Genomic DNA, 14,093 nt, shown 5'->3' on the forward strand with positions numbered 1-14,093 from the left:
GACTCGCTGAGATCCGCCATGTCCCAAGCCGCTTTCTATCCCGTCGGAACCCCTGGCCAGCCGTGGGGAGCGGCGGAACGGGAGCTGTGGCGTGGCCGCCAGCAGCGCCTGCGTCGCTATGACGAGGAGGTGCTGCCGCGCATCGAGGCGCTGGCCTCGCGCTTTGACAAGGTGGCCTATGGCCAGCTCGACTACGCTGGCGAGACCTACACCCTGTTCGCCCTGCGCAGCCGCGACTGGAACCCGGCGCTGCCGGCTGCCCTGGTCACCGGTGGCGTGCACGGCTACGAGACCAGCGGCGTGATGGGCGCGCTGGAATTCCTCGAAAAGCACGCCGCCGACTACGCCGGCAAGGCCAACCTGCTGGTGGCGCCGTGCGTGAATCCGTGGGGCTTCGAGCGCATCAACCGCTGGAACTTCGATGCGATCGATCCGAACCGCAACTTCCGTGTCGACGGCCCGGCCCGCGAGTCGACCGCGTTGATCGAGCTGATCGCACCGATCAAGGGTCAGTTCGTGCTGCACATCGACCTGCACGAGACCACCGACAGCGACGAAAGCGAGTTCCGCCCGGCGCTGGCCGCGCGTGACGGCAAGCCGTTCGAGCCGGGCTTGATTCCCGATGGCTTCTACCTGGTGGACGACAGCGAGAACCCACGGGCGGCCTTCCAGCAGGCGGTGATCGCTGCGGTGGAGAAGGTCACCCACATCGCGCCGGCCGACGATAAGGGCGAGATCATCGGTTCAGCGGTGGTGGCGAATGGCGTGATCGAGTACCCGCTGGTGAAGCTGGCGTTGTGTGCAGGCATCACTGGCGCGAAGTACACCACCACCACCGAGGTCTACCCGGACAGCCCGCGGGCGACCCCGCAGCAGTGCAATGACGCGCAGGTGGCAGCGGTGTGCTCGGCGCTGGATTACGCGCTCGCCCATCGTTGATCGCTAGTGCCGGCCGCTGGCCGGCAACCACGGGACACTGGGATTGCCGGCCAGCGGCCGGCACTACCTCACCCCAATGCGTCGGCCCACCATAGTGCGGCCGGTCCCGGCGGCGTATCACGGCGCCACAGCAGGTCGCTGTGGATGCGCCGTGGCCAGCCGGGCAGCACCAGTTCCACCAGCCGGCCACGGTCATAGCGCTGCACCAGCGCCCGCGGCAGCTCGGCCCAGCCGAGGCCGTCCTCGGCCATCTCCATCACCATCAGGTAGTCGGTGGCGGTCCAGGCCAGGCCGGTGACCACGCGGGATTGGTCGACTTCCGCGCTCAGGCGCACCTGTCTATGCCGCGCCAGTTGTGCGGCGGTGCGACGGCCGGCGCTGGCCAGTGGGTGCTCGCGCGCTACGTACACTGACACCTCGCTGTGGTGCGCCAACGGTCGGGCCACCAGCCCATCGGGATAGCGTTCCTGCCTGGGCAGCAGGCCCAGCCCGGCGCGACCACTGCCGACCAGATCCAGCACATCCTCGCCCTCGGCATCCAGCCATTCCAGCTCGATCTCCGGGAAGGCTTCGGCGAAGCGCTGCAGGATCCGCTGCTCGGGATCGAGCTGGTAGACATCGGAGAACACCACGGTCAGGCGCGGCTCGACCGGCGCGGCCAGGCGCACGCTCAACTGTTGCAGGCGGGCATCGGCAGCCAGGATTTCCTGCGCGTGCCCAAGTACCTGGCGCCCGGCCTCGGTCAGCTGCGGGTAGCGCCCGCTGCGATCGAACAGGCTCACGCCCAGATCGGCCTCCAGGTGGGCGATGGCGGTGCTGACCGTTGACTGGGTCTTGCGCAGGCGTCGCGCCGCTGCCGAGAACGAGCCCAGGGCTGCGGCTTCCACGAAAGCCTGCAGGGATTCAGGGGAGTAGGGCATTGATCCATCGCTCCTGTCGATGGGATCTATTTTGATACCACCGTAAAAAGCGATGATACTGGCTTCCATCGCCCCCGTCTGCGGGGCGTTCCGGACCCTCCACGCACGGCGTGGATCTATTGAAAAGGCGGCGCGGTCCCCGCCCGCCAAGGAGTTTCACATGTCCCGTACTGTTCCCGCCCGTGGCGCGCTGGTCGCCTGGGCCTGCCTGACCGTGGCGATCATCGCCGAAGTGGTCGGCACCTCGTTCATGGCCCATGCCGCCCGCGATGGCGGCTGGACCGGTTATCTGATCATGGCCGGCGCGCTGGCGCTGTCCTACTTCTTCCTCGCGCAATCGGTGCGCCGCATCGCCGTGGGCGTGGCCTACGCAGTGTGGGAAGGCCTCGGCCTGACCCTGCTGACCGTGGTCGGCCTCACCGTCTTCGGTGAAAGCCTGTCGCTGCAGCAGCTGGCCGGCCTGGTGCTGGCAGTGGTCGGCATCGTCTGCGTCACCCTCGGGGAGGCGCACTGATGAACACCCTGGCCCTGTTTTTCGTGATCTGTTCTGCGCTGATCGACGTTGCCGCCAACATGATGGTCGCCAAGTCGGAAGGTTTCCGTCGTTGGCGCTGGGGCGTCGGTGCGATCGTCCTCGTCTGGATCGCCTTCGCCCTGCTCGGCCAGGCGGTGCGCTACATGGACCTGGCCACCGCCTATGCAATGTGGGGAGCGATCGGCGTGATCGGTACCGCCACCTGCGGCCGCCTGTTGTTCGGCAACCGCCTGCGTCCAATCGGTTGGGTCGGCATCGCATTGGTCACCGTCGCGGTGCTGCTGCTGAGTACCGCGAAGTAACGCGAAGTAACGCGTCGCTGTGCCAACCCAGGTTGGTACCTGCCAGAACGTGAGCCGCCGCAAGCAAGCGCCCCGGGGAGGATAGCTCCGGGGCGTTGCTGTTTCTGTAGCAGTTAAAAACGTGCGGTGAAGTTCAGCCGCGTGGTGCGGCCCGGGCCCGGCATCAGGCTCATCGCCAGCGTGTCCATGTAGTAGGTGTTACGCAGGTTGCTGACCACCAGCTCCACTTCGCTGCGCGGGGTGAACTGCCAGCGCGCATAGAAGTCATAGATCGCGGTCGGCAGGTAGATGTTCTGCAGGCCGGTCGAACCGGTGGTGTTCCAGGGCTTGTCCAGTTCATGGGTGGGGCCGCTGTTGTAGGTGCGGCGGATGCCGGTATCCAAGCGGCGGTCGAACAGGCGGAAGCCCAGCGTGCTGTGGATCGAGTATTTCGGCGGATTCTGCGCGTTGACGAACGAGGTGCCGAAGCCGCCGTCCACGCAGTCCGGGGTGGCGTCCAGCTTGCTCCACTTCGCATACGGACCTTCGCGCAGGCGCTTGGCGGTAGCCGCATCGCAGGTGCGCGCGCGCTGGTAGTAGCTGGCCGACAGGTCCAGGTAGGCGATGCCGGCGTCATAGCCGGACTGCAGCTCGTAACCGGACACTGTGTAGTTGTCGACGTTGTCGACGTAGAAGGCCCAGTCGCTGGAATCGAAGCGGCGGGTGATGGCGTTGTCGATATCGTTCTTGAACCACGCCACCTTGAACGCCAGGCGGTCACCGTCGCGCCACAGGTCCTGCTTGAGCAGGCTGAAGCCGATGTCCCACGAGCGGTTCTTCTCCGGCTTCAGGTCGGCCACCGGTGCCGAGGTGCTGTTGCCCAGCGTCGACTCGAACAGGCTGGGCATCTTCCAGCCCTGCGCGTACTTCACGTAGAAGAACATGTCCTGGTCGAGGTTGAAGCGCGCCTCTGCATACGGCGCGAAGCCGTGGCCGGAACGGCGGATCGCCGGCTTGTAGCCCCAGGCGGTGGGAATCTGCTTGGTATAGAAACCGTTGGCGCCGCGCGGATCAGGAATGAATCCGTCGAAATCGTAGGCCTGGCCCAGCGTGCTGTCGCCATAGGGCGTGGCGCGCAGCGAGTCATAGGTGTAGTTGCCCTGGGCATCCGGGTACCACTCCTTGTACCAGCCCGGCAGCAGCTGGCCGCCCTTGCTCAGGCGCGCGAAGGTGTAGCGCAGGTCACGCGATTCGCTGACGAAGGCGACGCGGTTGCGGTCGCGGGTGCGGTAGTCGGTGAAGCGGCCGCCGGCAGTCAGCGACAGCCAGCCCCACGGCTGCCACTGCAGCGAGGCGACGACGCTGGCTTCGCGGCGCGTGCCCGAGCGCAGGTAGCGGTTGTTGTTGAAATCCACCGGCAGCACCGGCGAATTCGGCGCGGTGTCTTCATGCTGGAAGGCGGCGCCATAGCGCAGCGTCCAATCGCCCAGGCTGTTGCTGAAGCGAGTGGTGTTGCTGCTGTCCACGCCCCAACGCTGGGTCTTCACGTCCGACTGCAGGCCCGGGCCGTAGGTCTCGCCCAGCGTGTCGGGCATCTGGTCCGAGGGCACATCCTTGAACAGCGGCGTGTTGGCGATGTTGCTGTTGAACATGCGGCTGGTGGCGGTGGTGAGCCACAGCGTGCTGCTCAGGTCCAGCCACGGATGTGCCTCGGGCCGGTAGCGGTGGCGCAGCGAGGTGGCATTGACCCGCATTTTCCCCGGCTCGAACTGGAACATGGTGTTGGCCTTGTCCACGTAGGTCACCCATTCGTTGGACTCACCCACGCGTCCGATCGCCGACGGCATGATCTCGCCGAAACTCGAATTGAAGTAGCGGTGGCTCAGCTCCAGGCGCTGGTCGGGGTTGGGTGTCCAGGTGAATTTCAGCAACGCCGATTCGTTGTCGGTATGCGTGTTGAGCACTTCATCGCCCGGATGGAAGAGCTTGGACACCGCCTGGCTGGACATGCCGGTGCCGCCGCTGGACAGGTGCTGGTTGTCATAGCGATGCGCACCGTTGCTGCCGGCGAAGAAGTTGCCTTGGCGGCGCCGCGCATAGGCCACGACCAGCTGCCAGTCTTCGCCGCGCTGGGCGAACGCCGCGCTGCCATTCCAGTCGCGCGGGTCGCGCAGGCTGTTGCGGTTGTCGCTGCCACGCGCGATCTGCTTGAAGGTGCGGGTGCGGTCGATGCTGTTGTCGGCCACGCCGCCGCGCACGCGCAGGCCCCAGGTCTGGCCATCATCGAGGATGTCATCGACGTTTAATGTTTCCATGTAGACCACCCCGCCGATCGCGCTGGCGGCGTTGGCGGCCAGGCTTGGCCCCTTCTCGATGCTGATCGCGCTGATCAGGTCCGGGTCGAGGTAGCTGCGCTGCTGCACGCCGGCGTAGCCGCGATAAACATCGATGGCCTGCTGGCCGCCGTCGATGATCACCGGCACCCGGTTCTGGCCTTGCAGGCCACGGATGTTGACGTCCAGCGCACCGCCGTTGCGAATGTCAGCGGTGTGCACGCCCACCGCACCGGCAAGCACGTCGCCGATCGACTGGCCGCGGAAGCGTTCCAGCTGCTGGCGGTCCAGATGCACGCGCGAGCCGCTGTCGCGGTAGACCGCATCGGCATCGGCGAGCCCCCACGGCGAAGCGCCTTCGCTGGCCTGGCCGGCCACGCGCAGGGTGCCGATCTGGCGTACGCCGGCTTCAGCGGCAGGCGCCGCCTGCAGCACCACGCCGCTGGCATCACGCTGGAAGGCCAGGCCGGTGCCGGCCAGCATCTGCGCCAATGCGGCGTCCGTGCCGAGCGTGGTCTGCACGCCTTTGCTGTGGCGGCCGCGGGTCAGGCGCGAATCGGCAGCGATGGACAGGCCCGACTGCTGGCCGAATGCGGTCAGGGCCTGGTCGAGCGGGCCAGCCGGGATCTGCCAGCGAATGGCGGCCGCAGTGTCCTGTGCATGGGCGGCGGCCGGCAGCAGGCACGGGGAGGCCAGGGCCAGGCACAGCGCGATGGTCAGGGGGCGAGGGGAGGGGCAGGGCAGTTTCATGGGGGCGGCAACATCCGCAATGGGTTCCCTTGTATTGCCCGGTGAGCGCACAGAAAGGGAACCGCGATTTCAAAGCGGACGCACGACGGTCCACCACGGCCAGCGCTGCTCGATGCGGATCGGCAGGGCGCGGGCCAACAGTTGCAGTGCCTGCATGCTGTCGAGTCGCGGCAGCACCGCCGTGGCTTTCAATGCAGCAAGCGCCGGATCACAACCGAGATAGCCCTGATGGTGACGGGCCAGCTCATCGATGATCCGTATCATGGGTGTGTCCTGCACCTGCAGGCGTCCCTCCTGCCAGTCACCGCGCAACGGATCCGCAGCCACCGGGGAGAGTCCACCCATCGGGCCGATCTGCACGGCACCGCCAGCACGTATGTTCAGCGCCGCGCCGAACAGCGGCAGGCAGCGCACGGCACCTTCAAATACATCCAAGCGGCTGCCCTGCGCCTCGCGACCGACCGCGAAGCGGGTGCCGATCGGCTGCAGGCGTGCGCCCGGCACATGCACGCTCAAGGGCATGTCGGCGAAGGCGGGGTGATGGCCGGTCTGCAGCAGCAGTTCGCCACGCAGCAGATGCAGGGCGCGGCGGTCGCTGCCGATGTCGATCGTGACTTCACTGTCGGCGTTGAGCCACAGCTGGCTGCCGTCTGCCAGTATCCAGTGCCCGGTATGTCCGGCGGCGGTGCGTTGTGTCTGCAGGCCACGTTGTGCCTGCAGGCCATGCAGGCCCAGCAGCGAGACCGCGCCGATGCCAAGTGCACCTCCGAGGCCGCGCAGAGCCTGCCGGCGGCGACGGCCTGCGGCATCCAGCGCTGTGGCAGCGGCTGCTGCTGACAGGGGGGCAAAGGACTGCCAGACCGACTCGACCCGACGCCACGCATCGGCGTGGCCGGCATCAGCCTGCAGCCATGCGCGCCAGCGGTACTGCTCGTCATCACTCCAGCCCTGCTCGCGCAGCGCGAACCATTCGGCGGCTTGCTCCAGTGCTGGGCTGGCCAGCGCGGTGCTCATGCTGTTGCGCCGCCGGACAGGCGCAGGCAATGCAGCATCGCCTGCGCCATGTATTTCTTGACCATGCGTTCGGACACGCCCAGCTGTTGGCCGATCTCCGCATAGCCCAGGCCGGACAGTCGTGCCATCAGGAACGCACGGCGTGGCCGCTCGGCCAGGCCGGACAGCATGTCGGCGATGGCATGCAGCAGTTGCAGTGCCTGCGTGCGTTCTTCGGCCGATGGATGCACCGGCTCTGGCTGCGCGGCCAAGGCCGTCAGGTAGGCGCGCTCCAGATCCGCGCGCTGCCAGTGGTTGACCAGCAGCGCGTGCGCGATGGTGCTGAGATAGGCACGCGGCAGGCGCAGTTCGGTCGGATCGACGCGACGGCTGAGCAGGCGCACGAAGGTGTCCTGGGTCAGGTCGGCGGCGCAATCGGCGTTGTGGGTGCGGCGCCGCAGCCAGCCCAGCAGCCAGCCATGGTGTTCGCGGTAGAACCCCGCCAGCGCGGTGCTGGAGGCGGCGGGCACGGCCATCGGCATTGATCATTAATGAGAATGATTCCTATTATAGTGTGATCGAGCGGTGTACGACAAACCCTGCGCAGGGGGCAATGGCCAGGGCGTTTGCGATGACCGCCGGGCTCGCCGACACTGCGGTCTTTCCGCAGGGAGTGCCCGCATGTTCAGCCACATCACCGTTGGAACCAACGACATGGACGTCGCCCATCGCTTTTACGATGCATTGTTCACCGCCTTGGGCGCACGACCGGGCGTCTTCGATGACAAGGGCCGGCTGGTATACTTCAAGGATGGCCGCATGTTCATCGTCACCGCACCGATCGATGGCGAGCCGGCCTGCCACGCCAATGGCGGCACCATCGGCTTCACCCTGGACAGTGCCGATGCCGTGCGTGGCTGGCAGGACGCAGGCGTAAGCCACGGTGGCACCGCCATCGAAGACCCGGCCGGTATCCGCAACATGGCCGGGCGGCAGCTGTTCCTGGCCTACCTGCGCGATCCGGATGGCAACAAGCTGTGCGCGGTGCATGTGATGTCGTGATTGGACAGTACGCGCGTGGCCGCGATGCACGCGGTCCGCGCGCGGCTGCGCTTGCAGGCGCGCTTCGGCGCGCGCGTGATAGCACGGAATGGTGGACCGGGCCTGTGACCGCAGGCTGCAACTTCATGCTCTGTCCACTGCGGTTCAGCCACAATCGGTCGGCTAACCCTTTGATCTACCGGAGAACGCCGCCCCATGGAAGTACTGGAGCCGCAACAATCCCCGGTGCGCACCCTTCGACCTGTGTTCGCCTTCGCGGCGATCGTTGTCGTGGCGTTCGCGCTGTTCGTCAGCCTGTTCCCGCTCGGTGCGGGCCGCCTTCTGGTCAAGGCGCAGGACTGGGCCGCCCTCAATGTCGGCTGGTACTACCTGCTGGCAATGACCCTGTACCTGGTGTTCGTGGTCGGCGTGGCGCTGTCCAAGTATGGCGGCATCAAGCTCGGCGCGGACCATGACGAGCCGGAGTTCAGCTATCTCTCCTGGGCCGGCATGCTGTTTGCCGCCGGCATCAGCATTACGCTGTTCTTCTTCTGCGTCTCCGAACCTCTGACCCATTACATGCAGCCGCCGCAAGGCGATCCGGCGGCCGGTGAGGCCGGTGCGCGCCAGGCCATGCAGCTGCTGTTCCTGCACTGGGGCCTGCATGGCTGGGGCGTGTTCGCGCTGGCGGCGATGGCGATGGCCTACTTCGCCTACCGGCACAATCTGCCGCTGGCACTGCGTTCGGCCCTCTACCCGCTGATCGGCAAGCGCATCAATGGCCCGATCGGCTACACCGTGGACGCGCTGGGCATTGTCGCCACCGTGTTCGGCATTGGCGCCGACATGGGCTTCGGCGTGCTGCACCTCAACGCAGGCCTGTCGCACCTGTTCAACATCCCGCACTCCAACCTGGTGCAGATCATCCTGGTGGTCGCCATGATGGGCGCAGCGGTGGCGGTGGCCGTTTCCGGGGTGGAAAAGGGCGTGCGCTGGATGGCCAACATCAACATGCTGCTGGCGATCGCGCTGGTGCTGTTCATGCTGTGCGCCGGCCCCACCCAGTACCTGCTCAGCACGCTGATGCAGAACCTGGGCGACTACCTCGGTAGCGTGGTGGGCAAGAGTTTCGATGTGTACGCCTATGGCGGCCGTCCCGAATGGCTGGGCGGCTGGACGGTGTTCTACTGGGCCTGGTGGATCGGCTGGGCGCCGTTCGTCGGCCTGTTCATCGCCCGCATCTCGCGTGGCCGCACCATCCGCGAGTTCGTGTTCGGCGTGCTGCTGATCCCGCTCGGCTTCACCCTGGCGTGGCTGTCGATCTTCGGCAACAGTGCACTGGACCAGGTGCTGCACCATGGCCAGCAGCAGTTGGCACAGCTGGCGGTGGATGACCCACCCACCGTGCTGTATGCCCTGCTGGATGGGTATCCGTGGAGCAAGGCGGTGATCGCGGTGACCGTGCTGATCAGCTTCATCTTCTTCGTGACGTCGGCGGATTCGGGGGCGGTGGTGTTGTCCACGCTGTCCTCGCATGGCGGTGCGCCCGAGGACGATGGCCCACGCTGGCTGCGTGTGTTCTGGGGCACGGTGATCGCGGTGCTGACCGCTGGCCTGCTGTTGGCCGGCAGCATCGATGCATTGAAATCGGCGGTGGTGCTGGCGTCGCTGCCGTTCTCGGCGGTGCTGTTGCTGATGATGTGGGGCCTGACCCGCGCCTTCAGCGATGAGTCGCATCGCAAACGCGCGCAGCAATACCGGCCTTCGCCGCTGATCGGCGACGACCGCCACCACCAGGGCTGGCGCCAGCGCCTGACCCAGGCCATGCATTTCCCGGTGCGCGACCAGGTCTACCGCTTCATGGACGACACCGTGAAGCCGGCGATGGAGGCGGTGGCCGAGCAGCTGCGAGGGCAGGGTTGGGATGTGGCCACGCGCTTCGAGGCCGGTGACATGGAGCTGTCGGTGAATCACGGCGAGCAGCAGGATTTCCAGTACCGGGTAATCCTCAGTGGCTACCTGACCCCGTCGTTCGCCGCACAGCAGCTGCGCAACCAGCGCTATTACCGCGCCGAAGTGCATCTGTACGAAGGCAGCCAGGATTACGATCTGGTGGGCTACAGCCGCAAGCAGATCATCAACGACATCATCAGCCAGTACGAACGGCACCTGCAGTTCCTGCATCTGAGCCGCTGATGCGGTGGGTGCGGTGGTAGTGCCGGCCGCTGGCCGGCAACGCGAACGGGGCGGCGCATCACCGCCGCCCCGTTACCGCTTCAGAACCGGTAGCGAGCGCCGAGCGAGACGAACTGCCCGCGCAGGTTGTACTGGCTGATGTCGAAGCCATTGGAGCCGCCGGCCGGATCGAACGGCGGGTCCTTGTCGGTCAGGTTCAGCACCGACAGCGACAGCGTGGTGTTGGCAATGCCTTCGTACGCCACGTAAAGATCCAGTTGGTGATAGGGCTTGATGCGGTCGCGCAATCCCGGGTTGCTGGTCGCCGTCGCTACGCGCTGGTCGTAGCCGCTCACGTACTGCAGGCTCAGCGTACTGCTCCAGTCGCCCACCGCCCAGTTCAGCGAGGTCGTGCCGCGCGTACGCGGCAGTGCGCCGTGGCGGTTGTTGCCGGCCCCTTCGTACGGCGCCTGGCCGGCCACCAGCGGTTGCTTGAAGCTGAGCAGATGGGTCCAGCTGCCGGCCACGGTGAAGTTGCCCCAGCCGTCGGTGCGGAAGGTGCGGCTGGCGTCCAGGTCCAGCCCCGAGGTGGTCAGCTCACCCTGGTTGGCGTACTGGTTGGTGATGAACTGGATGCGGCCGTTCTCGCGCTGCACGCGGCCCGGGAACAACTCTGGGTGATCGACGATGTATTGCGCGCTGTCCGGCTTGACCAGGTTGTCCTGCTCGATGCGGTACCAGTCCAGGCCGATGCTGGTATCGCCATCCGGCGACCACACGGCACCCACGTTGAAATTGCGCGAGCGCTCGGCCTTCAGGTCCGGGTTGCCGGTGCGGATGTTGGTCACGCCACGGCTGCCGCCGGGCTGCAGCGGATCCAGCGGATCGATCACCGAGCCGTAGCTGACGGTCTGGCCCGGCGCGATCTCCGGCAGCGACGGCGCGCGGAAGCCGCGTGAGAACGAGCCGCGCAGCAGCAGGCTGTCCAGCGGCTGCCAGCGCAGCGCCACCTTCGGCGAGAACGCCTTGCCGAAGTCATCGTAGCGGTCGCCGCGACCGGCCAGCTGCAGTTCCAGCGTGCGGTGCAACGGCACGCTCAGTTCGGCGTAGGCGGCACTGACCTGGCGCTCGCCGTTGACCACGTTGATGGCCGGGCGCAGTTCGGTGCCCGACAGCACCTGCGCACTGGTACGCGCATCCAGCGATTCCTTGCGGAACTCGGCGCCCCAGGCGAAGCCGACTGCACCGGCCGGCAGCTCCCACAGCGAGGTCGAGGCCTTCACGTTCAACGCGTGCAGCTTGTACCAGCCCGGGCGCTTGGTCTGCAGGCGCAGTGCATCCAGCGCCCCCGGCGTGCTGGACGGGTTGAGGAAGTTGTAGCTGCCATCGCGCAGGATCTGCTCGAACGCGTAGCGGTTGACGAAGTTATCGACGTACTCGCGCTGCGCGCTCTGCGAGGTCAGCGCTGCCACTTCCCAGTCCCAGCGCTCGCCGCTGCCGCGCACGCCGGCCAGGGCACGGTAGAACACCTGGGTGTTGTCCTTCAGTCGCGGGCCGAGATCGAAGAAGGTGTACTCGAACGGCAGCGGCGTGTTGCCCGGATTGTTCGGATGACCGACCGGCAGCACCGCCGGAACGTCGATCAGGGTGCCGGTGGCCGGGTTGTAGGCGCGCAGGCCGGGGCCAACGGTCAGCGGCGCGCTGAAGATCTGGTCGGCCTTGTTGTGGCTGTACAGGACGTCGGCGAACGCTTCGATGCTGTCATTGAAGCGGTAGGTCGCGCTCAACGAAGCCTGCAGGCGCTCGGCGCCGGGCTGCAGGGTCTTGAACGGCTGGGCATTGAAGGCGCAGGCCTGGCCGGGCAGGGTGCTACCGAAGTCGCTGTACGGACGCAGCTGACTGCCGTCGGGGCAGTTGGCGAACGGCTGCGGTGCACGGGGGTTGCTCAGCCAGTTGCCACCGGCAGTGGACCAGCCGGCCAGGCGGCCACCGGGCTTGTCGCGGAAGTCACCACTGCGGGTATAGGCGCGGTCATCGCCATCGAGGCGGTCGCGCTTGAGCAGGTCCAGCCCGAACAGCACGTTCCAGCCCTGCTGTTCCAGATCACCGAAGCCGGCCAGCAGGTTGGCCTTGCGCTCGTCCAGTCCACCCTGGGTGGCGGTACCGAAAGCACCGCCGACTTCCACGCCCTGGAAGTTCTTTCGCAGGATGATGTTGATGACGCCAGCGATGGCATCTGAGCCGTACACTGCCGAAGCGCCATCCTTCAGCACTTCGATGCGCTCGACCGCGCTGATCGGCAGTGCGTTGAGGTCGACGAAGGTGTCCTGGGTATTGAGTGCAAAGCCGAAGTTGGAGACGCGATAGCCGTTGACCAGCACCAGCGTGTTCTTCGGCGACAGGCCGCGCAGGCCGATCGACGCCGAGCCCGCGGCGAAGCTGCCGGTGTACTGCTCGTCGAAACTGTTGCCGGCGTTGGCCGACAGGTTGCGCAGCACGTCGGTGAGGGTGGAGCGGCCGGTCTGCTCGATCTGTTCGCGGCTGACGATCTGCACCGGGTTGGGCCCAGCGGTATCGCTGCGCTTGATGTTGGAGCCGGTCACAAGCACGGTGCCTAGGGTGGTGCTGTCCTTGCCGGAGTCGGCGGTTTCAGCGGCGCCGGCAGCGCCGGCGATGAGGCCCAGCGCGATGGCGCTGGCAAGCAGGTTCAGGGTGGTGCGGTACATGGAAGCGACAACGCCGAACGGGGGAGGAGCCGTCAGTACCGCACGCAGCCACGTGCGCCTTCCAATGACGAAAGCGCATTCAGTTATACATCACAGGTTCTTAACGAAAGTCTGCACCCTCGATGGGGCGGTCTGCGCTTCGGTGGGTGAGGACCGCTCTTTGGTGGGTGCGGACCGTTGGTCCGCACTCCTCCCAGGGATCTGACCCCGGTTGTCCAGCCCATCAAGGCCGCAGCAACACCTTGCCGTTACGGCCCGAACCCGCGCCGGCCTTCGCTGCCTGGGTGATGTCGTCCAGCGCGAAGATCTGCTCCACCGGCAGGGTCAGTTCGCCGCTCGCCGCACGCTTCAGCAGTTCGCCAACCAACCGCCGCTTGTCTTCCACCGCCATTGCCTGGCTGACCTTGCTGCCCCAGAAGCCCTTCACCGTGGCTTCCTTGTAGATCAGGCCTCCGGCGGGAATGCGCATCGGTTCGCCGCTCATCACACCGAAAGAGACCAGGGTGCCGTGGTGGCCGAGCAGGTCGACCAGGTCGCCGCTGGCATCGCCACCGATGGAGTCGACTGCAGCAGCGGCCTGCGCTTCGCCGGTGGCTTCGCGCACGCGGTCCTTCCAGCCGTCCACCGAGGTATCGAACACGTGATCGATGCCCAGTGCCTGCAGTTGCGCCACGGCCTCGGCATTGCGCACCAGGTTGGCCACGTGCACGCCGCGCGCCTTTGCGAGCATCGCCAGCGATTTGCCGACGGCACCGTTGGCGGTGTTCTGCACGATCCACTGGCCCTGCTCGACGTGCAGGAATTCCAGCAGCATCAACGCGCTCAGCGGCATGGCGATCAGCTGTGCGGCCATTTCATCGGCGATCGCGTCCGGCATCGGGATCACCATCCGCGCCGGTGCGATGAACGCTTCGGCCCAGGTGCCGTGCACCGAGGCGGCGGCAACCCGCTGGCCGATCTGCAGGCCGTCGACGCCTTCGCCGAGCGCATCGACCACGCCCAGTGCTTCGCTGCCGCCGATCGCCGGCAGCGTCGGCTTGTAGCCATACAGGCCACGCACGGTCAGCAGATCGTGGTTGTGGATCGAGGCCAGCACGGTGCGGATGCGTACTTCGCCGGGACCGGGTTCGGGCAGGGGGGCATCGGCAACGGCGAGGACCTGGGCTGGATCGCCGAAGGAGGAGTACAGGGCAGCGCGCATGGGCGGTGTTCCAATGAAAGTTGAAGTTGTACCGAACTGGGGATGCGCTCAGCGTCGACAAGGCCGCGCACGTGCAACACGGCATCCTGCGACCGATGGTCGCGTTGGCGCGCGATCACCGCATCTTGTGTTGACGGCTCGGAACATCCCCACTATGTTGTGTCCGTCACTCCCGGTCAGCCGCCGCCGCCGGACATGC

At 66.5% G+C, this 14,093-nt stretch carries 11 protein-coding genes; 5 read left to right on the forward strand and 6 right to left on the reverse strand.

The window, feature by feature from the left end; translation table 11 throughout:
* Window positions 1-18 precede the first annotated feature (18 nt).
* On the forward strand, window positions 19-939 hold the full coding sequence (locus V9K93_RS14145) for a M14 family metallopeptidase (RefSeq protein ID WP_337302748.1): 921 nt from the start codon (window positions 19-21) through the stop codon (window positions 937-939).
* Between the two features lie 68 nt (window positions 940-1,007).
* Here V9K93_RS14145 and V9K93_RS14150 read toward each other — a convergent pair whose 3' ends face one another.
* A complete protein-coding gene (locus V9K93_RS14150) occupies window positions 1,008-1,859 on the reverse strand; it encodes a LysR family transcriptional regulator (protein ID WP_136638071.1) in 852 nt (283 codons plus the stop codon).
* A 160-nt stretch (window positions 1,860-2,019) separates the two neighbouring features.
* Here V9K93_RS14150 and V9K93_RS14155 point away from each other — a divergent pair, with 160 nt between their 5' ends.
* Both V9K93_RS14155 and V9K93_RS14160 read left to right on the forward strand, forming a co-directional pair.
* On the forward strand, window positions 2,020-2,373 hold the full coding sequence (locus V9K93_RS14155; RefSeq protein WP_136638070.1) for an SMR family transporter: 354 nt from the start codon (window positions 2,020-2,022) through the stop codon (window positions 2,371-2,373).
* Entirely contained in the window at window positions 2,373-2,696 is a 324-nt protein-coding gene (locus V9K93_RS14160) for a DMT family transporter (RefSeq protein WP_136638069.1), read from the forward strand. The genes V9K93_RS14155 and V9K93_RS14160 overlap by 1 nt, the downstream gene beginning before the upstream one ends.
* A gap of 113 nt (window positions 2,697-2,809) precedes the next feature.
* Here V9K93_RS14160 and V9K93_RS14165 read toward each other — a convergent pair whose 3' ends face one another.
* The 3 genes from V9K93_RS14165 to V9K93_RS14175 all read right to left on the reverse strand — a co-directional run bounded on the left by V9K93_RS14165 (window position 2,810) and on the right by V9K93_RS14175 (window position 7,287).
* On the reverse strand, window positions 2,810-5,758 hold the full coding sequence (locus V9K93_RS14165) for a TonB-dependent receptor (RefSeq protein WP_337302749.1): 2,949 nt from the start codon (window positions 5,756-5,758) through the stop codon (window positions 2,810-2,812).
* A gap of 69 nt (window positions 5,759-5,827) precedes the next feature.
* Window positions 5,828-6,772, reverse strand: a complete 945-nt coding sequence (locus V9K93_RS14170) for a FecR family protein (protein ID WP_136637853.1) — start codon at window positions 6,770-6,772, stop codon at window positions 5,828-5,830.
* Complete coding sequence (locus V9K93_RS14175; RefSeq protein ID WP_136637854.1) at window positions 6,769-7,287, reverse strand: sigma-70 family RNA polymerase sigma factor; 519 nt, start codon at window positions 7,285-7,287, stop codon at window positions 6,769-6,771. The genes V9K93_RS14170 and V9K93_RS14175 overlap by 4 nt, the downstream gene beginning before the upstream one ends.
* A 145-nt stretch (window positions 7,288-7,432) precedes the next feature.
* Between V9K93_RS14175 and V9K93_RS14180 the strand changes: the two genes are divergently transcribed.
* Both V9K93_RS14180 and betT read left to right on the forward strand, forming a co-directional pair.
* Entirely contained in the window at window positions 7,433-7,813 is a 381-nt protein-coding gene (locus V9K93_RS14180; protein ID WP_006372781.1) for a VOC family protein, read from the forward strand.
* Between the two features lie 195 nt (window positions 7,814-8,008).
* Complete coding sequence (gene betT / locus V9K93_RS14185) at window positions 8,009-9,988, forward strand: choline BCCT transporter BetT (protein WP_046987060.1); 1,980 nt, start codon at window positions 8,009-8,011, stop codon at window positions 9,986-9,988.
* 80 nt (window positions 9,989-10,068) lie between these two features.
* On the opposite strand, the gene V9K93_RS14190 is transcribed toward betT, so the two are convergent.
* Both V9K93_RS14190 and V9K93_RS14195 read right to left on the reverse strand, forming a co-directional pair.
* On the reverse strand, window positions 10,069-12,693 hold the full coding sequence (locus V9K93_RS14190; RefSeq protein ID WP_337302750.1) for a TonB-dependent receptor: 2,625 nt from the start codon (window positions 12,691-12,693) through the stop codon (window positions 10,069-10,071).
* 223 nt (window positions 12,694-12,916) lie between these two features.
* Window positions 12,917-13,894: a zinc-binding dehydrogenase gene (locus V9K93_RS14195; protein WP_046987062.1), complete on the reverse strand. Its 978-nt coding sequence runs from the start codon at window positions 13,892-13,894 to the stop codon at window positions 12,917-12,919.
* Between the last annotated feature and the right edge of the window lie 199 nt (window positions 13,895-14,093).

This window comes from Stenotrophomonas sp. CCNWLW162 (assembly GCF_037203745.1).
GTDB classification, from domain to species: Bacteria; Pseudomonadota; Gammaproteobacteria; order Xanthomonadales; family Xanthomonadaceae; genus Stenotrophomonas; species Stenotrophomonas maltophilia_AQ.